Genomic DNA, 19,148 nt, shown 5'->3' on the forward strand with positions numbered 1-19,148 from the left:
CCCGCATCTCTATCGTAATGTGTATTTTATATAACAGTTAGGTATATATTATTAGATATGAAGAAATTGTACGAGCCACAAGAACAATTCATAGCCTAAATATAAAACTAACAAAAATAAACCGATTTTTATGACCCATTTTAATAAAGTGAAACTAAATCGCAAAACTAAAATAACGAGTAGTATGGTTAAAAATAAAGTAATCCAGCTCATCTATATGCCTCCCTTAGATTATATTTTACAAAAAATAAATTTATCTTGCATCCTACTTGAGCACAATATGTTATCGTACCTTAGTATGATGAATAAAACGACAGCTTTCGGTATAATAAACAATTATGTATGTTGTTTATAAAAAATGAGAATTTGGAATGCTTTTTAAATATGTTTTTATATACTATGTTCAAATGTTGGAGGGAGAAACTTGCAGCTAATCAAACGCATTATTAAAGTTTTGATTGTTTTAGTTTTGTTGGCGATTCTGATTTTCATTTCATTAAAGTTTCTACCTGGTATTAAAGATCAAGCATGGAACCCGTTAAATGAACAAGTGGTGGTCCAAGAAGTTGATGAATCAGGTTTTGAAGTGCCGGTAGAAGGTCAAAGCTATGTATTGAAAGAAAATAATTTGTTCCGCAATGTGCCGAAAAGTCAAAGTCGTCACGTGTTCGATTGGATAGATAAATATGAGTTTACACAAGTGAATGAGTTAGAACGCATGGCGTATGATGATACATATCTTATTGCCGAACAAAATACGCAATTTATTTTATATCGTTTTGGTGATGATACAATGCGTGTTTATACAACTGAACACGACATGCAGTATGATTTATATCAACTAGGACATCAATTGAATTTATTACCAGCTGATTCGTTCCAGTCAAAAGATGATGATATAAATGATTAAAGCAATTGTCTGTATTTATCATGCAAAAATATGATTTTGCCACTTTATTTAATATATGGACTGATATAAAATAAAAAGATACAAACAAATACATGTAACTTGAGGTGTTGAGGTTGTCCAATTTTTTTAGAAACAACAAATTAGTGGTGTTGTTCTGTGCATTAATCCTATTTATTGGCTTAATTGGATTGTCTATTAGGTCAAATGTACAATCGGCGCCAGAACAGTATGTCAGTGATACGACTTCATTCGGACAGCGGGTGTTTTCATATCCGATGCATTTAGTAACAGGCTCCATTACGAATTTCTTCCAAGATAGACAACCTGCCACGAATCAAACGAAGCAACTTGAAGCAGAGACGCAGCGTTTGAAATCAGAAAATGAGAAACTGAAAAAAGAACTTGATATGGAAGATATTTCGAAGTATGAACCTGTATCAGCAGGGGTACTTGCACGTCAACCGGATCAATGGATTAATACGCTTGTCATCGATAAAGGTGCTAAAGACGGTATTAAGCCAAACATGGCAGTCATGACGACTGAAGGTTTAGTAGGGCAAGTGAGTAAAGTGAATCAATTTTCATCACAAGTGAATCTTATTTCAACAAAAGGGCGTTTAAATCGTTTGTCAGTCAACGTCTTACATGATTCTAACGAAGTGTTCGGATTAATTGATCATTTTGACGAAAAGAACGACCGTCTCATTGTTAGCGACATCGATAACAACGAGGATGTTAAAAAAGGAGATAAAGTCGTAACAAGTGGTCTTGGTGATCAACTACCTAAAGGACTCTATGTGGGAGAAGTTGAAAAAGTACAGAATGATCAATATGGTCTATCTAAACAAGTGTCTATTAAAACAGGTGCGAACTTAAATCAAATCATGCACGTTTATGTTGCAAAACGTGACCCTAAAACGCTTGTTGACGATGAAGGGGACGACAAGTAATGAGAAAATCCATTTACTATGTACTCGGTGCACTGTTATGTTTTTATCTGGATACATTGCTGACGTTTATGTCACCCATTGCAATCGGTCATGTTAAGTTTATTTTTGTCCCACATTTAGTATTTCTATATCTCATTTTAATAACTGTATATAGAAATACGAGCACAGCACTTGTATTAGGCATTCTAGTCGGCATCATACAAGATTTATACTTCGGTCAAATATATGGTCTTTATTTATTCGGCTATCTCTTGTCTATCTTGATTGCTGATAAGTTTCTCAAAGTATTCTTTAGAGATCATGTGATGGTTTATTGGATGATCTTGCTAGGCATTATCTTCCTAGAAATATTTGTTGTGGCAGTGTACAGTGTGTTAGGTTTGATTGACTTTCAAATCATACCATTCATCACTTTACGCCTATTGCCAACACTATTTTTAAATGCATTGTTATTGATAGTTATCTATGTCATTCTTGAAAGAAAAACAAAAGTGAAGACAAGTGTTGACATCAAATAATCAGAGTGTTATGATTCAGTAGTTGAGTAGTTTATAGCTACATACAACCGCTCAAATATAGGTTTAAGAACGTAATGTCACCTATATATGGCGTGACTTAAAATTAGGAGGTGCAAAGTATGTTTGCTATTATTGAAACAGGTGGAAAACAAATCAAAGTTGAAGAAGGTCAAGAGATTTACGTTGAGAAGTTAGACGTAAACGAAGGTGACACTTTCACTTTTGATAAAGTCCTTTTTGTAGGTGGAGATGCTGTTAAAGTTGGTGCGCCAACAGTAGAAGGTGCTACAGTTACAGCGACTGTTAACAAACAAGGTCGTGGTAAGAAGATTACAGTATTCACATACCGTCGTCGTAAAGACTCAAAACGCAAAAAAGGTCATCGTCAGCCTTATACAAAGCTTACGATTGAAAAAATTAACGCTTAATATATGATTAATGTTGATATCACGTTAAACGAAGAAGGTCGTGTCACAGATGTTGTGATGGACGGTCATGCCGATTTCGCGGAACATGGACAAGACATCGTTTGTGCAGGCGCATCAGCGGTAGTCTTTGGTAGTGTAAATGCGATAATGGGATTAACAGCCGAAAGACCGGATATTGATTACAGCGACGATGGTGGATATTTTCATGTAAGAAGTGTTGATACAAACAATGAACAAGCGCAGCTTATATTGCAAGCGATGCTCATATCTCTACAAACAATAGAAGATGAATATAGTGATTTTATTAAATTAAATCTAAAGTGAGGTGTAACTCATGCTAAAATTAAACTTACAATTTTTCGCATCTAAAAAAGGGGTAAGTTCTACAAAAAACGGACGTGACTCTGAATCAAAACGCCTTGGTGCTAAACGTGCTGATGGACAATTCGTTACAGGTGGTTCAATCTTATTCCGTCAACGTGGAACTAAGATTTACCCAGGTGAAAACGTAGGTCGCGGTGGCGATGATACATTATTCGCTAAAATCGATGGCGTTGTTAAATTTGAACGTAAAGGTCGCGACAAAAAACAAGTATCTGTATACGCAGTTGCTGAATAATTTGTCGTCATTTAACACCAGAAGGTAACTTCTGGTGTTTATTTATTAGGTGGCGGTTTTATGATAGTTTTCATTGTGATATGACCGCAATTTATCATATGATAATACATAAGCCTATTAACATCTAGATAACTAGAGGTTTCATATATTATAGAAAGAAGTAAAAGAGGTGAACTGAATGTTTGTCGATCAAGTCAAAATATTTTTAAAGGCCGGTGACGGTGGTAATGGTATAACGGCATATCGTCGTGAAAAATATGTACCGTTTGGTGGACCAGCAGGTGGTGACGGTGGTCGTGGGGCTTCCGTTATTTTTGAAGTAGATGAAGGTTTAAGAACATTAATGGATTTTAGATACCAACGTCAATTTAAGGCGAAAAAAGGTGAGAATGGTCAGAGTAGTAATATGCATGGTAGAAATGCAGAAGACCTTGTATTAAAAGTGCCACCGGGTACAATCGTTAAGGATGTTGCAACAGAACAAACACTTGCTGACTTAGTAGAACATGGTCAACGTGCAGTTATCGCAAAAGGTGGTCGTGGCGGACGTGGGAACTCTCGTTTTGCGACGCCTAAAAATCCGGCACCTGATTTTAGTGAAAATGGTGAGCCGGGTGAAGAACTAGAGGTTGTGCTTGAACTTAAACTATTAGCAGATGTTGGACTTGTTGGTTTCCCAAGTGTTGGTAAATCTACATTATTATCCATCGTTTCAAAAGCAAAACCGAAAATCGGTGCGTATCATTTTACAACGATTCAACCAAATCTTGGTGTTGTTGTCACGCCTGATCAACGCAGCTTTGTATTAGCTGATTTACCAGGTCTAATTGAAGGCGCGTCTGAAGGTGTCGGTTTAGGGCATCAATTTTTACGTCATGTAGAACGTACAAAAGTGATTGTGCATGTAATTGATATGAGTGGTATGGAAGGCAGAGATCCGTACGAAGATTATCAAACCATTAATCATGAGTTGAAGGCGTATGAACATCGTTTGGAAGAACGCCCGCAAATCGTTGTGGCGAACAAAATGGACATTCCAGAGGCTGCTGAACAGTTAGAACTTTTCAAAGAACAGCTTGGACCTGATACACCAGTTGTGCCGATTTCATCTTATACACGAGAGAATATTGACCAGCTACTCTATACGATTGCGAACACGCTAGAAGAAGTTAAAGATATTGACTTCAATGAAGAAGAAACGGCTGATGAAACGAATCGTGTATTATATAAACACACACCGTCGCAAGATAAGTTTGAAATTACACGTGATGACGATGGTGCTTATGTGGTAAGTGGTAATGCGATTGAGCGTATGTTCAAGATGACGGACTTTAACAGTGATCCTGCGGTACGTCGTTTTGCGCGTCAAATGCGTTCGATGGGTATTGATGATGCATTGCGTGACAGAGGTGCCGAAAACGGAGATATTGTACGAATTCTTGGTGGAGAATTTGAATTTATCGAATAGCGTCGAGTAAGGGGACGACACAATGAAACCAAAATTTTATTTAATTCGTGAAGATGTATTGCCATATGTAGTTGAAAAGGTATTGAAAGTGAAGGCGTCGCTTAAAGAGAATCCGACGATGACAGTTCAAGAGGCGGTCGTTTTACATGACTGTTCGCGTAGTGCGTTCTATAAGTATCGAGATACGATTTTTCCGTTAGAAGATATGAAACAAGATTTAGAAGCATTTACGATTATTTTGTTCGTGAATGATAAGGTGGGAATTTTAGCACATATTCTTGAAAAATTGTCTGCGTTAAACTTTTCAGTGTTGACCATTCATCAAAGTGTGCCGATTGATGAAAAAGCATCTATTACACTATCGTTGAATGCAAGCAAAGCCTCATTAAATGCCTATGAAATTATAAATGAGTTACGTCAAATGGAATATGTTTATAACGTTGATATTATTGGTATGAACATGTAAGGAGTAGAGTGAAAATGTATGCATATATACGTGGTACGGTGACGGAATTACAGCCGTCGCATATTACAGTTGAAACCACTTCTGGTATCGGTTATGAAATACAAACACCCAATTCATACCGTTTTCAAAGCCAACTAAATAAACAAGTTACAGTTTATACATCATTAATTGTGCGTGAAGATGCACAATTGTTGTATGGTTTTATCGATCAGGAAGAAAAGACAATGTTTTTAAGCCTTATCAAAGTAACGGGCATTGGACCGAAGTCTGCGCTGGCGATTTTAGCTGCAAGTACACCGGTTCAAGTGAAACGTGCGATTGAACATGAAGATGAGGCTTACTTAACACAATTTCCAGGTATCGGTAAAAAGACAGCACGTCAAATTATTTTAGATCTTAAAGGTAAAGTTGTCATTGAAGCGTCTGTGGATGATGGTCAACTCAACTTGAATATGAGTAATGATGAACAGATTTCTAAAGATGCGTTGCTTGCGTTGGATGCTTTAGGCTATTCAAAACGTGAACTGCAAAAGGTTGAAAAAGCGATGCAGAAGGAATCATTTGAAACGGTTGATGAAGCTGTGAAGTTTGGCTTAAAACAATTAATAGGATAGGAGGGCCCTTATGGAACAAGACCGTATGATGGATGGCCACGAGAACGTATTTGATGACGATATTGAGTTATCATTGCGCCCGGAGTTTTTACGTCAATATATTGGACAATCGTCAATTAAGTCGAATTTAGAAGTGTTTATTCAAGCTGCCAAGTTGCGTGAAGAACCGTTGGACCACGTCTTGTTGTTTGGCCCTCCAGGACTTGGTAAAACAACGCTATCGCATATTATTGCGAATGAAATGGGCGTTAATATGCGGACGGTTTCTGGTCCTTCTATTGAACGTCCGGGGGATTTAGCGGCAATATTGACGAATCTTCAACCTGGCGACGTGCTATTTATTGATGAAATTCATCGTTTAAGTAGTGTTGTTGAAGAAGTGTTGTATCCGGCGATGGAAGATTTCTTCTTAGATATTGTTGTTGGAAAGGGCGAAGAAGCGCGAAGTATCCGTATTGATTTGCCGCCGTTCACATTAGTCGGTGCAACGACACGTGCGGGTAGCTTAACGGGCCCGTTACGTGACCGTTTTGGTGTGCATTTACGCTTAGAATATTATAGTGAAGTGGATTTACAGCATATCATTATGCGAACAGCAGAAGTATTAGGCACTGCGATTGACAAGGAAAGTGCACGTGAGATTGCGAAGCGTAGTCGTGGGACACCCCGAATTGCGAACCGTTTGTTAAAACGTATACGAGACTTCCAACAAGTGAATCAAGACGATATGATTTACATTGAAACAACGAAGCATGCACTGCAGTTGTTACAAGTCGATGAACAGGGGCTTGATTACATTGACCATAAAATGATGGCGTGTATTATCGAGCAATATCGTGGTGGCCCAGTTGGACTGGATACGATTGCCGTATCTATTGGGGAAGAACGCGTGACAATCGAGGATGTTTATGAACCATTTCTCATTCAAAAAGGCTTTCTCGAGCGTACACCACGTGGTAGAAAGGCGACCCCGCTTGCTTATGAACACTTCAATTATCCACAAAAGTAAGGAGCTAGCACGTTGAATATAGAAGAATTTGATTATGATTTACCAGAATCTTTAATAGCACAGACGCCATTAAAGAATCGTGACACAAGTCGTTTGCTTCATCTTGATAGGGAAACAGGTGCAGTTGAAGATCTACATTTTAAAGATATCGTACGTTTCTTTAAGCCAGGCGATACTTTGGTACTCAATGATACGAAAGTAATGCCAGCGCGCTTGATTGGATTGAAAACAGAAACAAATGCGCAAGTTGAAATGTTAATGTTAAATCAAGTAGAAGGTGACGATTGGGAAGTATTGTTGAAACCTGCAAAACGTATTAAAGAAGGACAATCGTTAAGCTTTGGCGATGGTAAAATTATTGCTACTTGTATTGAAACGCGTGATCAAGGTGGGCGTATTATGCGCTTACAATATGACGGCATTTTACAAGAGCGTTTAGATGAGCTCGGCGAAATGCCATTGCCACCTTATATTAAAGAACGCTTGGCCGATAAAGATCGTTATCAAACGGTCTATGCCAAAGAAACGGGTTCTGCAGCAGCACCGACAGCTGGTCTGCATTTTACGGATGAATTATTAGCAGAAGTCCAAAACATGGGTGTGCGCTTAGCATTTGTCACACTACACGTTGGTTTAGGAACCTTCCGTCCAGTGAGTGTTGATAATATTGATGACCATGAGATGCACAGTGAATTTTATATGATGTCACAAGAAACAGCCGATTTACTTAACCAGACTCAAGCAGATGGGCACCGTATTATTTCGGTTGGGACAACATCAACACGTACACTCGAAACAATTCGTCGAGACAACGATAAATTTGTCGCAACGAGTGGTTGGACAGATATTTTTATTTATCCAGGTTTTGAATTCAAAGCTGTAGATGGACTCATTACAAACTTCCATTTACCGAAGTCGACATTAGTCATGCTTGTTTCAGCGTTTAGTACACGACAATACGTCTTAAACGCATATGCACATGCTGTAGAAGCGTCTTACCGATTCTTTAGCTTTGGCGATGCGATGATTATTATTTAATGATAGGAGAGAACAGGATGCCAGCAGTGACATATGAACATATCAAAACGTGTAAGCAATCAGGCGCACGTCTCGGTATTGTTCACACACCACACGGTTCATTTGAAACACCGATGTTTATGCCAGTCGGTACAAAAGCAACGGTTAAGACGATGAGCCCAGAAGAATTAAAACAAATGAACACGAAAATCTTACTTGGGAATACGTATCATCTATGGTTACAACCAGGGAATGATATCGTTAAACAAGCAGGTGGCCTACATAAGTTTATGAACTGGGACGGTCCGATTTTGACGGATTCGGGTGGTTTCCAAGTATTCAGCTTGAGCAACTTGCGTAAAATCACTGAAGAAGGTGTAGAATTCCGCCACCATACAAACGGTTCTAAGTTATTCTTATCACCAGAAGATTCAATTAAAATTCAAAATGATTTAGGTTCTGACATTATTATGGCATTTGATGAATGTCCACCAATGCCAGCTGAGTATGACTATGTCAAAAAATCATTAGAACGTACAACAAGATGGGCAGAACGTTGTAAAAAAGCACATCAACGTCCCGAAGACCAAGCATTATTCGGTATCATTCAAGGTGGCGAATACAAAGATCTTCGTCAACAGTCAGCGGAAGCACTTGTCGATCTTGACTTCCCAGGCTATGCGATTGGGGGTCTTTCAGTAGGTGAACCGAAGCCAGTCATGTACGAAATGGTAGAACACACGGTGCAATATATGCCAGAAGATAAGCCGCGCTATCTGATGGGTGTTGGCTCACCAGATGCATTGATTGAATGTAGTATTCGTGGTATGGATATGTTCGACTGTGTATTACCAACACGTATTGCACGTAACGGAACTTGTATGACATCACACGGTCGTCTTGTCGTTAAAAACGCACAATTTAAAGATGACTTCCGTCCGTTAGATGAGAATTGTGATTGTTACACATGTAAAAACTATACGCGTGCTTATTTACGCCATTTAATCAAAGCGGACGAAACGTTCGGTATACGCCTTACTACTTATCACAACTTACATTTTCTGTTAAAATTAATGGAGAACATTAGACAAGCCATTCGAGAAGATCGTCTTTTAGATTTTAAAGAGGAATTTTTTGAACAATATGGTCTTAATGTTGAAAATCCAAAAAATTTCTAGATAGGAGTTTGATTTATGTCTTCGTTTATTAGTTTATTACCACTAATTTTACTATTCGTAGTCATGTGGTTCTTTATGATTCGTCCACAACAAAAACGTGCGAAAGAGCATCGTGAAATGGTGGAACAATTACAAGCAGGTCAACGCGTAACAACAATCGGCGGTATCAAAGGAACTGTACGCGCTGTAGATGAAACAACAGCTGTTATTACAGTTAACGGTAAAGGTACTGAATTGACGTTTGAAAAACAAGCAATTAAGCAAGTTGACCCATCATAATTTAAACATGCAATGATATGTAACACATAACGGCTGGGGCAATGTGAATTTGTCCCAGCTTGTATCGTTTTAAACGACTTTTTTATGTTGGGTGCTACAATATTTTTACGAATCAACGTGAATTTGATATGATAGTAAATGTTGATTATTAAGCATGTCAGACATACTTTAAGACGAAAGCATTCGCCTATTTGGTTATAATACAGTTTGATATGAAGTTTAGAAAAAGAGGTGTTTTTGTGAAAAAAGCAAGTAGGTTGGTTGCATTTTTTGTGATTGTCGCATTGTTATTCGGTATGATGGCGTCGACCTATAAAAATGTAATCAAAGATGTCAACCTAGGGCTCGATTTACAAGGTGGATTTGAAGTACTCTACCAAGTGGATCCTCTTCAAAAGGGAGATAAGATTGACAGTACAGCAGTTGAGTCCACTGCGAAAACGTTAGAAAGACGTGTCAATGTTTTAGGGGTTTCTGAACCTAAAATCCAAGTAGAAGATAAGAACCGTATTCGCGTACAATTAGCGGGCGTTAAAGACCAGACACAAGCACGTAAAATCTTATCATCTCAAGCGAACTTAACGATTCGTGACGCAGATGACAAGGTGTTATTGACTGGTAAAGACTTAGTACAAGGGTCTGCGAAACAAGAGTTTAAGCAAAATACGAATGCGCCAGCGGTTACTTTCAAGTTAAAAGACAGTAAAAAGTTTGCGAAAGTAACAGAAGAGATTTCTAAAAAAGATGAGAATGTCATGGTTGTGTGGCTGGACTTCCAAAAAGGTGATAGCTACCAAGATGAAAAAGTAAAAGAAGATCCAAAATATATTTCGGCAGCGTCTGTTGAACAAGCCATCGACTCTGAAAGTGTAGAAATTTCAGGTGGTTTCCAAGGTGAAGACGGTATTGCGGAAGCGAAACAAATTGCTGACTTATTGAACTCAGGTTCATTACCAGTTAATTTGAAAGAGATTTATTCAACATCTGTCGGTGCACAATTTGGTCAAGATGCATTGGATAAAACAATCTTTGCGTCAATCTTAGGTATCGGCATTATCTTTGCCTTTATGTTGTTGTTCTACCACATTCCGGGGGCTATCGCGGTCATTACGTTAACAACATACATCTATTTAACAATGGTTGCGTTTAACTTTATCGGTGGTGTGCTTACACTTCCAGGTTTAGCAGCCTTAGTGTTAGGTGTCGGTATGGCAGTTGATGCGAACATCATCATGTATGAACGTATCAAAGATGAAATTCGTATTGGTCGCACGCTGAAACAAGCGTATAAAAAAGCGAACAAAAGTTCATTCATTACCATTCTGGATGCCAACTTAACAACAGTGTTAGCAGCGACGGTATTATTCTTCTTCGGTGAAAGCTCGGTTAAAGGTTTTGCGACAATGCTTTTACTCGCAATTCTTATGAGTTTCGTCACAGCCGTATTCTTAACACGTATTTTATTATCATTACTCGTACATTCAAACTTCTTCAAGAAAAAAATGTGGTTGTTTGGTGTCCGTCGTAAAGATATTCATGATATTAACGAAGGCTATGATGTACCAGACCTTCATACGCCATACGACAAAATTGACTTTATGAAGCTCGCAAAACCATTGTTTGCATTCAGTGGTATTGTCATTATCGCAGGTGTAATCATTATCTCTATCTTTAAGTTGAACTTAGGGATCGACTTTACATCTGGTACACGTGTTGATTTCCAAGCTGAACAACGCTTGCAACAAACACAAATCGAGAAGAAAATGGAAGACATTGGCTTGAAGCCGAACCAAATGTCTATCGGTGGTGACAAAGAGCAAAATGCGTCAATGCAATATAAACGTGATTTAACAAAAGAAGAAATTTCAAAACTTAAATCAACGTTGAACGATGCATATAATGCAGACCCATCAGTCAATACGGTATCACCAACGATTGGTCAAGAGTTAGCGAAAAATGCGATATTGGCAGTCATTCTGGCTTCGATTGGTATGATCATTTACATTACGCTTCGTTTCGAGTGGCGTATGGGTATTTCATCTATTATCTCGTTACTCCATGATGCATTTATGATTATTGCCGTATTTAGCTTGTTGCGTTTAGAAGTGGATATTACGTTCATCGCAGCGGTACTGACAATTATTGGTTACTCAATCAACGATACTATCGTAACGTTTGACCGTGTGCGTGAGATGTTGGCAAATGTCAAAGTCATCACGAAAGAATCACAAATTGACTACATTGTTAATAGTTCCATCCGTCAAACGTTAACGCGTTCGATTAACACGGTATTAACAGTTGTTGTAGTCGTTGTCGCATTATTAATTTTCGGTGCGTCAAGTATCTTCAACTTCTCATTAGCATTGTTAATCGGTTTAGTATCAGGTGTGTATTCTTCAATCTTTATCGCCGTACCTTTATGGGGTATGTTGAAAAAACGAGAATTACGCAAATCTGATAACAATAAGTTAGTCGTATACAAACGTAAACGTACAAACGAAGAAAAAGTATTAGTATAATTGAACATTTCAAGGCATGTGTTATTGAATTTAATAGCACGTGCCTTTTGTGCGTTTAGAAAGGATATAAAGTTTTTTATGTATGAACCATTCAAACAGCCACTGCCAAAAGTATCATTTGGTGCTGTTCAATTTTTAACCGCTATTGTTCAAAGCTTAATTTACTATAACTGTGATGCTTTTTATTTGGTCTGATTTTCGATATAATACGGTTTGTGGAAAGAGGTATAAAACAATGATAAAACCGAAATATCAGTGGATTAATAATACGGAACACCCAACAATTGATGATACATTGGTACAACAATTTAATATTACGCCAATTATGCAACGCACGTTAGAAGGAAAAGGCATTGTGACTGAAGAAGCGTTAGCCAGTGTCTTGGAAGATCGACAAATCATACATGATAGCGCGCAAATGAGTGACATGGCAAAAGCGGTGGCACGTATTCGTCAAGCGATAGCAAATCAAGAACCGATTCTCGTGTATGGTGACTATGATGCAGACGGTGTGACATCGACAACGATTATGGTGGACACGTTGCGCAAGCTTGGGGCGATTGTAGGTTGGTATATTCCAAACCGTTTTACAGAAGGGTATGGACCAAGTGAAGCGGCATTCCAAAATGCGGTTGATGAAGGCGTTTCGCTTATTATTACAGTGGATAACGGTATCCAAGGTCATGATGAGATTGCACTCGTACAGGAACAAGGAGTGGATGTCATTGTGACAGACCACCACGAAATTGGACCAACGTTACCGAATGCGTATGCGATTGTGCATCCAATGCATCCGGATTATGACTACCCATTCCGTTATTTATGTGGTGCAGGCGTGGCTTTGAAAGTAGCCAGTGCGTTATTAGAGGATCAAGTACCACAAGCTTATTGGGGACTGGCTGCGATTGGCACAGTGGCGGATTTGGTACCGTTAACAGATGAAAATAGATCGATTGTAAAAAAAGGGCTTAAACAGCTGAATGAAGATAAACCTGCTTCCATTACAGCGATTTTAGAACAAGCAAGTTATGATGATGTCATTACTGAAGAAACAATCGGCTTCTTAATTGCACCACGATTGAATGCGGTTGGTCGATTAGAAGATGCAAGTTTAGCCGCTGAGTTGTTAATGGCGGATGATTATGAAGAAGCACAATTTCTAGCGGAACAAGTAGAACATTTCAATCAAGAGCGTAAAGATATTGTAAGTGACATTGCAGAAGCCGCATTGGAAATGGCGGCATCTTATGTAGCGCGTGGCGATCAGTTTCTCGTACTGGCACAAGAAGATTGGCACGAAGGTGTGTTAGGTATTGTCGCATCACGTGTCGTTGAAACATATCATTTACCGACAATGGTGTTGAATTTGGATGCTGAAAAAGGCCATGCGAAAGGCTCTGCACGTAGTATTGAACAAGTGTCGATGTTTGATGCATTATCAGAACAGTCAACGCTTATCCAAAAGTTTGGTGGACATCATATGGCAGCAGGATTAACATTGGATTTGGATAATGTCGATGCGTTGCGTGATGGCTTAAACGATTGGATGCGACAAACGTTTGCTGGTGTGTCATTACAACCGACTAAAACAGTCGATGCGGTCGTAAACATTGGAGATATTACAGTTGATAACATTCAAGCGATGAATCGTTTAAGACCGTTTGGCATGGGGTTTTCAAAACCGGTCATTCAACTTTCTGGCATGCAAGTTCAACAAGCAAAAGCAATCGGACAACAGCAAAATCACCTCAAAGTGACGTTTGAGTCGTCACCGATGCAAGCATTGTATTGGAATTATGGTGCGCTAGCTGGGGAACTAATGGCAGGACAGACGATAGATATGATTGGCGAGTTGCAGATTAATGAGTGGAATGGTAACCGCAGTGCGCAATTTATTGTAACGGATATTGCAAGTAACGAACGTCAAATTTTAGACTATCGTAGTAAAAATAAAAAACTACCTCAATTTGATAACGATGCACAGGTCAGCTATTTAATTCATCCAAGTCGAGATAAGCAACGAGACAACGAGTTCTATTATGGAGAAGTTATTCCAGAGCATTATGAAAAATGTGTGATGCGTGATTTGCCGTTAACAATGGAAGACATTGAAGCGACATTACAACAATTGCAAGTGTCACAAATTTATCTTGTATTCGCACATGAACGTTCGATTTATTTTGAAGGGATTCCACAGCAAGCCATTTTTAAACAATGTTATAAGTCATTAATGCAAAAAGGGACAATCGACCTTGGGCAAGATGGCATGGCATTGTGTCAGTATTTAAATATTAAGCCAAATACTTTGAAATTTATCTTGAAAGTTTTTCTCGACTTAGGCTTAATTTCACAAAAAGATGGTATAATTGAACCGGTGCAACAAACTGATAAGCGACCGATTGAGACGAGTCGTGTTTATCAAGCACGCGTTCAGCGATTAGAAGTTGAAAAACAATTATTATATGACGAATTTAGTGCGGTTAAAGCATGGATTGAAACATCATTGGCACGCACGAATTAGGAGGATATCGATGGATTTAAAAAAATACGTATCAGAGGTACAAGATTGGCCTCAAAAAGGCGTGAGCTTCAAAGATATAACAACAATTATGGATAACGGTGAAGCATATGGTTATGCAACTGACCAAATTGTAAAATATGCGAAAGAAAAAAATGTCGATATAGTCGTGGGGCCAGAGGCAAGAGGATTTATTATTGGCTGTCCTGTTGCGTATGCGATGGGCATTGGTTTTGCACCAGTTCGTAAAGAAGGAAAGTTACCAAGAGAAGTCATTCGCTATGAATACGACTTGGAGTATGGTAGCAACGTATTAACAATGCATGCGGACGCAATCAAACCAGGACAACGTGTATTGATTACGGATGACTTGTTAGCAACAGGTGGTACGATTGAAGCGGCTATCAACCTCGTAGAACAACAAGGCGGTATCGTTGCTGGGATAGCGTTTATTATTGAATTGGCATACTTGAACGGTATGGACAAAATTAAAGATTATGACGTGATGTGCTTAATCTCATACGACGAGTAAGCATAACGTCACACAATATACATTTAATGCGGAATGGCTGCGGCTGTTCTGCTTTTTTAATTTTTTGGAATATGTTGTGAGCAAGCTTTGATTTATATAGTGCACAACTTTTAAATGTAAAAAACTGTGTCACAAAGTTGAAAAGTGATAAGATAAAAAGATACGACATATAGTTCAATTATTGGAATGCTTGTAGTATGATAGAATTAATATTGATTTAGTTGGGGGTGTCCACTTGAATAACGAATATCCATATAGTGCTGATGAGGTGCTACATAAAGCGAAAACATACCTCAGTGAAGAACAATATGCTTTCGTACTTAAAAGTTACCATTTAGCATATGAGGCACATGAAGGGCAATTCCGTAAAAATGGTTTACCATATATCATGCATCCTATCCAAGTGGCAGGAATTTTAACTGAAATGCGCTTGGACGGTCCGACAATTGTAGCGGGTTTTCTACATGATGTCATTGAAGATACACCCTATACGTTTAATGATGTTGCTGAGATGTTCAATGTAGAGATTGCAACGATTGTAGATGGTGTAACCAAACTGAAAAAGGTAAAATATCGCTCAAAAGAAGAGCAACAGGCTGAGAATCACCGCAAATTATTTATTGCGATTGCGAAAGATGTACGCGTAATTTTGGTGAAATTGGCAGATAGACTACATAATATGAGAACATTGCGTGCGATGCCGCGTGAAAAACAAATTCGCATTTCTAAAGAGACGTTAGAAATTTATGCGCCACTTGCACACCGTTTAGGGATTAATACGATTAAATGGGAACTAGAAGATATCGCATTACGTTATATCGACAATGTGCAATATTTTAGAATTGTGAACTTAATGAAGAAAAAACGTAGTGAACGTGAAGCATATATTGAAAATGCGATTCACAACATTCGTAAAGAGATGGATATTATGAATATTGACGGTGAAATCAATGGCCGTCCAAAACATATTTATAGTATTTATCGCAAAATGATGAAACAGAAAAAGCAATTTGATCAAATATTTGACTTGTTGGCGGTACGTGTTATCGTGCATTCGATTAAAGACTGTTACGCCGTGCTAGGGCTCGTCCATACATTATGGAAACCAATGCCAGGTCGTTTCAAAGACTATATCGCCATGCCGAAACAAAATATGTACCAGTCATTGCATACGACAGTCGTAGGTCCGAATGGCGATCCGCTTGAAATTCAAATTCGTACGTTTGAAATGCATGAAATTGCGGAACATGGTGTTGCAGCACACTGGGCATATAAAGAAGGCAAGCAAGTCACACAAGACAGTGAGACATATCATAAAAAGTTAAACTGGCTGAAAGATATTGCGGAGACGGATCATACGTCTACAGATGCACAAGAGTTTATCGAATCATTAAAGTTCGACCTTCAAAGTGACAAAGTGTACGCTTTTACACCGGCAAGTGACGTTATCGAGTTGCCTTATGGCGCGGTGCCGATTGATTTTGCTTATGCAATTCATAGTGAAGTCGGCAACAAAATGATTGGTGCCAAAGTAAACGGTAAAATTGTGCCGATTGATTACGTCCTACAAACGGGAGACATTGTCGAGATTCGTACGAGTAAGCATTCGTACGGTCCAAGTCGTGATTGGTTGAAAATTGTACGTTCATCGAGTGCGAAAAGTAAAATTAAAAGCTTCTTCAAAAAACAAGACCGTTCTTCAAATATTGAAAAAGGTAAGTTTATGATTGAAGCCGAGTTGAAAGAACAAGGCTTCAAAGTAGAAGAAGTGTTAACCGATGCGAACATTAAAATCGTCAATGAGAAATACAATTTCGCAAATGAATCAGACTTGTATGCGTCTGTTGGCTTTGGTGGTGTGACGTCACAACAAATCGTTAACAAACTGACGGAACGTATTCGTATTGAACATAAACAACGTGCATTGAATCAAGCACAGGAAGTAACGAAATCGGTACCAATTAAAGATCATATTACGACGGATTCAGGTGTTTACGTTGAAGGTTTGGATAATGTCCTTATCAAACTTTCGAAATGTTGTAACCCAATACCTGGTGATAAAATACTTGGTTATATCACAAAAGGTCACGGTATCAAAGTGCACCGTACCGACTGTCCAAACATCAAAAATGAAGATGAGCGTCTGATTGACGTAGAGTGGGTTAAGTCGAAAGATGCGTCACAAAAATATCAAGTTGATCTTGAAGTGACTGCATACGACCGTAATGGTTTGTTAAATGAAGTCCTACAAGCCGTAAACAGCACATCTAGTCATTTGATTAAAGTATCAGGTAAATCTGATATTGATAAAAATGCTGTTATTAATTTAAGCATTATGGTAAAAAATGTACATGAAGTCTTTAAAGTTGCTGATAAAATTAAGCAACTTGGAGATATTTATACTGTGACTCGAGTTTGGAATTAGGAGTGTCTGACTATGAAAATTGTCGTTCAACGTGTAAAATCTGCAGCTGTAACGAATGAAACAATTCACCGCGAGATTTCACAAGGATTCTGCATACTCGTTGGTGTGGGTAATGGCGATACAATGGCAGATGTAGAAGTACTCGCTAAAAAAATTGCCAACGCACGAATTTTTGAAGATGAAGCCGGAAAGTTGAATTTAAATATTCAACAGATTGAAGGTGCGGTATTATCCATTTCTCAGTTTACACTTTATGCAGATGTGAAAAAGGGGAATCGTCCAGGCTTTTCTAATGCGATGGCACCTGATGAAGCGAATGCCCTTTATGAGAAGTTTAATGATGCATTGCGTGCATACAATTTACCAGTCGAAACAGGTGTTTTCGGAACGGATATGTTAATTGATATTCAAAACGATGGGCCCGTGACGATTATTTATGAAAGTGAAAATGGCAAAATTCTATGAGAAAATTTGACCAATGGCTTAGACAGAGAAAGTTAAATCCTAAACGCGTTTATATCGCAATTTTAGCTGTTTTGTTCATATTGTTCCTTATTATCATCTCAATCTTTTTAATAGGGAAAAGCGATGATAAAGTCCATTTAGTAGAAGATGCGGAGATTCGTACAGGGCCTAATGCGGTCTATCCGGTATTATATGATGTCAAAGAAGGCGATACGTTTAAAATCCTGTCACGCACTGGCAAATGGGTTGAAGTAGCGTCTGCTGACCATAAACAAAAAGGGTGGATTGCAGGCTGGCATACCAATTTGGATATTAAAGAAGATGTCAATCCGAACGCGAGACCGCTAAAAGGGAAAGTCATTGTGCTCGATCCGGGCCATGGCGGTGGCGACCAAGGTGCTTCCAGTCGTACTGGGAAAAAAACTTTGGAAAAAGATATGACGTTGAAAACAGGTTTGGAACTAAAAAAATTGCTTGAACAAGAAGGCGCGAAGGTGAAAATGATTCGTAAAGATGACACGTATGTGAAGTTGAAAGATCGTAAGGCGACGGGTGATGTGTTTATTAGTATTCATAATGATGCACTGGAATCACCGGATGCCAATGGTGCAACGGTGTATTGGTATCATAAGAAACAAGAAGCATTGGCACAGACGCTGAATGCGAGTATTCAAAAAAAGGCGTTGTTATCTGACCGTGGTCCGAGACAAGAGAATTATCAAGTCTTGCGTCAGACGAAAAAACCAGCTGTACTATTAGAACTTGGTTATATTAGTAATCCGACCGATGAGATTTTGATTAATGATAAAAATCATCGCTACATTGTCGAATCGGCAGTGGTTGATGGCTTAAAAAATTATTTCCTTAATCAATAACTTGAAAATCGCACGAAAAAAAGTTATGATGGTATATGAATTTTATAAGAATAACCGTCTGTATTCTTGGAAGTGTAAGGCGAGATGTGGAAGATGTTCCGAAGAGAGTTTGTCCTTGGCTGTAAGACAAACCATTAACCCTTACAACTTGAACACAAGAAGAGGTACTTTATGAGAATAAAGTCGTGTTGCGAACGTTATCAGCAGTAGAGTGAAGAGGTTGGGACAAAAGCGCTTAGAATTTGAGCAGAACCGAACGATGAGCAAAATTGCTTTCCAAATTTTGTCGAAATCGTGGCAATTCTGTCGAAAATCCTGCTTTTGGGATACCGTTTATCGATTTCCCAGTGCGCAAATT

Annotated in this window: 19 protein-coding genes and 1 other annotated feature; all 19 genes read left to right on the plus strand. The window is 38.5% G+C overall.

What is annotated here, in order from left to right; all coding sequences use genetic code 11:
- The first annotated feature begins 424 nt into the window (after window positions 1-424).
- Window positions 425-910: a DUF4930 family protein gene (locus tag CD122_RS10165; protein ID WP_103358862.1), complete on the plus strand. Its 486-nt coding sequence runs from the start codon at window positions 425-427 to the stop codon at window positions 908-910.
- 113 nt (window positions 911-1,023) lie between these two features.
- Entirely contained in the window at window positions 1,024-1,860 is an 837-nt protein-coding gene (gene mreC / locus CD122_RS10170) for a rod shape-determining protein MreC (RefSeq protein WP_103358863.1), read from the plus strand.
- Complete coding sequence (mreD, locus tag CD122_RS10175; protein ID WP_103358864.1) at window positions 1,860-2,378, plus strand: rod shape-determining protein MreD; 519 nt, start codon at window positions 1,860-1,862, stop codon at window positions 2,376-2,378. The genes mreC and mreD overlap by 1 nt, the downstream gene beginning before the upstream one ends.
- A gap of 35 nt (window positions 2,379-2,413) precedes the next feature.
- Window positions 2,414-2,486 (plus strand) — a sequence feature (ribosomal protein L21 leader region).
- An 11-nt stretch (window positions 2,487-2,497) separates the two neighbouring features.
- Complete coding sequence (gene rplU / locus CD122_RS10180; protein WP_044360228.1) at window positions 2,498-2,806, plus strand: 50S ribosomal protein L21; 309 nt, start codon at window positions 2,498-2,500, stop codon at window positions 2,804-2,806.
- Between the two features lie 3 nt (window positions 2,807-2,809).
- Window positions 2,810-3,130: a ribosomal-processing cysteine protease Prp gene (locus tag CD122_RS10185; RefSeq protein WP_103358865.1), complete on the plus strand. Its 321-nt coding sequence runs from the start codon at window positions 2,810-2,812 to the stop codon at window positions 3,128-3,130.
- 10 nt (window positions 3,131-3,140) lie between these two features.
- Window positions 3,141-3,425 carry a 50S ribosomal protein L27 gene (gene rpmA, locus CD122_RS10190; RefSeq protein WP_014613716.1) on the plus strand — a complete coding sequence of 95 codons (285 nt, stop codon included), beginning with the start codon at window positions 3,141-3,143 and terminating at the stop codon, window positions 3,423-3,425.
- 178 nt (window positions 3,426-3,603) lie between these two features.
- Window positions 3,604-4,893 (plus strand): GTPase ObgE, encoded by a 1,290-nt coding sequence (gene obgE, locus CD122_RS10195; protein ID WP_103358866.1) that lies wholly within the window; start codon window positions 3,604-3,606, stop codon window positions 4,891-4,893.
- Window positions 4,894-4,915: 22 nt separating this feature from the next.
- Complete coding sequence (locus tag CD122_RS10200) at window positions 4,916-5,359, plus strand: ACT domain-containing protein (RefSeq protein ID WP_103358867.1); 444 nt, start codon at window positions 4,916-4,918, stop codon at window positions 5,357-5,359.
- A 14-nt stretch (window positions 5,360-5,373) separates the two neighbouring features.
- Window positions 5,374-5,973: a Holliday junction branch migration protein RuvA gene (gene ruvA, locus CD122_RS10205; protein WP_103358868.1), complete on the plus strand. Its 600-nt coding sequence runs from the start codon at window positions 5,374-5,376 to the stop codon at window positions 5,971-5,973.
- Window positions 5,974-5,983: 10 nt separating this feature from the next.
- A complete protein-coding gene (ruvB, locus tag CD122_RS10210; protein ID WP_103358869.1) occupies window positions 5,984-6,982 on the plus strand; it encodes a Holliday junction branch migration DNA helicase RuvB in 999 nt (332 codons plus the stop codon).
- Between the two features lie 12 nt (window positions 6,983-6,994).
- A complete protein-coding gene (gene queA / locus CD122_RS10215) occupies window positions 6,995-8,020 on the plus strand; it encodes a tRNA preQ1(34) S-adenosylmethionine ribosyltransferase-isomerase QueA (RefSeq protein WP_103358870.1) in 1,026 nt (341 codons plus the stop codon).
- 17 nt (window positions 8,021-8,037) lie between these two features.
- Window positions 8,038-9,177 (plus strand): tRNA guanosine(34) transglycosylase Tgt, encoded by a 1,140-nt coding sequence (gene tgt / locus CD122_RS10220; protein WP_103358871.1) that lies wholly within the window; start codon window positions 8,038-8,040, stop codon window positions 9,175-9,177.
- A gap of 15 nt (window positions 9,178-9,192) precedes the next feature.
- Window positions 9,193-9,456, plus strand: coding sequence for a preprotein translocase subunit YajC (gene yajC, locus CD122_RS10225; RefSeq protein WP_103358872.1), 264 nt, complete (start codon window positions 9,193-9,195; stop codon window positions 9,454-9,456).
- 239 nt (window positions 9,457-9,695) lie between these two features.
- A complete protein-coding gene (secDF, locus tag CD122_RS10230; protein ID WP_103358873.1) occupies window positions 9,696-11,975 on the plus strand; it encodes a protein translocase subunit SecDF in 2,280 nt (759 codons plus the stop codon).
- Window positions 11,976-12,210: 235 nt separating this feature from the next.
- Window positions 12,211-14,496 (plus strand): single-stranded-DNA-specific exonuclease RecJ, encoded by a 2,286-nt coding sequence (gene recJ, locus CD122_RS10235; RefSeq protein WP_103358874.1) that lies wholly within the window; start codon window positions 12,211-12,213, stop codon window positions 14,494-14,496.
- A 10-nt stretch (window positions 14,497-14,506) separates the two neighbouring features.
- Entirely contained in the window at window positions 14,507-15,025 is a 519-nt protein-coding gene (locus CD122_RS10240) for an adenine phosphoribosyltransferase (protein WP_103358875.1), read from the plus strand.
- 235 nt (window positions 15,026-15,260) lie between these two features.
- Window positions 15,261-17,450, plus strand: a complete 2,190-nt coding sequence (locus CD122_RS10245) for a RelA/SpoT family protein (RefSeq protein WP_103358876.1) — start codon at window positions 15,261-15,263, stop codon at window positions 17,448-17,450.
- A 12-nt stretch (window positions 17,451-17,462) separates the two neighbouring features.
- Complete coding sequence (gene dtd, locus CD122_RS10250) at window positions 17,463-17,915, plus strand: D-aminoacyl-tRNA deacylase (RefSeq protein ID WP_103358877.1); 453 nt, start codon at window positions 17,463-17,465, stop codon at window positions 17,913-17,915.
- A complete protein-coding gene (locus CD122_RS10255) occupies window positions 17,912-18,790 on the plus strand; it encodes an N-acetylmuramoyl-L-alanine amidase (protein ID WP_103358878.1) in 879 nt (292 codons plus the stop codon). Before dtd ends, CD122_RS10255 begins: the two co-directional genes overlap by 4 nt.
- Window positions 18,791-19,148 lie beyond the last annotated feature (358 nt).

This window comes from Staphylococcus rostri, from assembly GCF_002902145.1.
Classification (GTDB): domain Bacteria; phylum Bacillota; class Bacilli; order Staphylococcales; family Staphylococcaceae; genus Staphylococcus; species Staphylococcus rostri.

Coding starts and splice junctions, on each gene's coding strand:
- ruvB (WP_103358869.1), top strand. CDS start 5,984: ATGGAACAAGACCGTATGATGGATGGCCACGAGAACGTATTTGATGAC.
- CD122_RS10200 (WP_103358867.1), top strand. CDS start 4,916: ATGAAACCAAAATTTTATTTAATTCGTGAAGATGTATTGCCATATGTA.
- CD122_RS10255 (WP_103358878.1), top strand. CDS start 17,912: ATGAGAAAATTTGACCAATGGCTTAGACAGAGAAAGTTAAATCCTAAA.
- rplU (WP_044360228.1), top strand. CDS start 2,498: ATGTTTGCTATTATTGAAACAGGTGGAAAACAAATCAAAGTTGAAGAA.
- recJ (WP_103358874.1), top strand. CDS start 12,211: ATGATAAAACCGAAATATCAGTGGATTAATAATACGGAACACCCAACA.
- yajC (WP_103358872.1), top strand. CDS start 9,193: ATGTCTTCGTTTATTAGTTTATTACCACTAATTTTACTATTCGTAGTC.
- tgt (WP_103358871.1), top strand. CDS start 8,038: ATGCCAGCAGTGACATATGAACATATCAAAACGTGTAAGCAATCAGGC.
- dtd (WP_103358877.1), top strand. CDS start 17,463: ATGAAAATTGTCGTTCAACGTGTAAAATCTGCAGCTGTAACGAATGAA.
- ruvA (WP_103358868.1), top strand. CDS start 5,374: ATGTATGCATATATACGTGGTACGGTGACGGAATTACAGCCGTCGCAT.
- CD122_RS10185 (WP_103358865.1), top strand. CDS start 2,810: ATGATTAATGTTGATATCACGTTAAACGAAGAAGGTCGTGTCACAGAT.
- obgE (WP_103358866.1), top strand. CDS start 3,604: ATGTTTGTCGATCAAGTCAAAATATTTTTAAAGGCCGGTGACGGTGGT.
- rpmA (WP_014613716.1), top strand. CDS start 3,141: ATGCTAAAATTAAACTTACAATTTTTCGCATCTAAAAAAGGGGTAAGT.
- mreD (WP_103358864.1), top strand. CDS start 1,860: ATGAGAAAATCCATTTACTATGTACTCGGTGCACTGTTATGTTTTTAT.
- CD122_RS10240 (WP_103358875.1), top strand. CDS start 14,507: ATGGATTTAAAAAAATACGTATCAGAGGTACAAGATTGGCCTCAAAAA.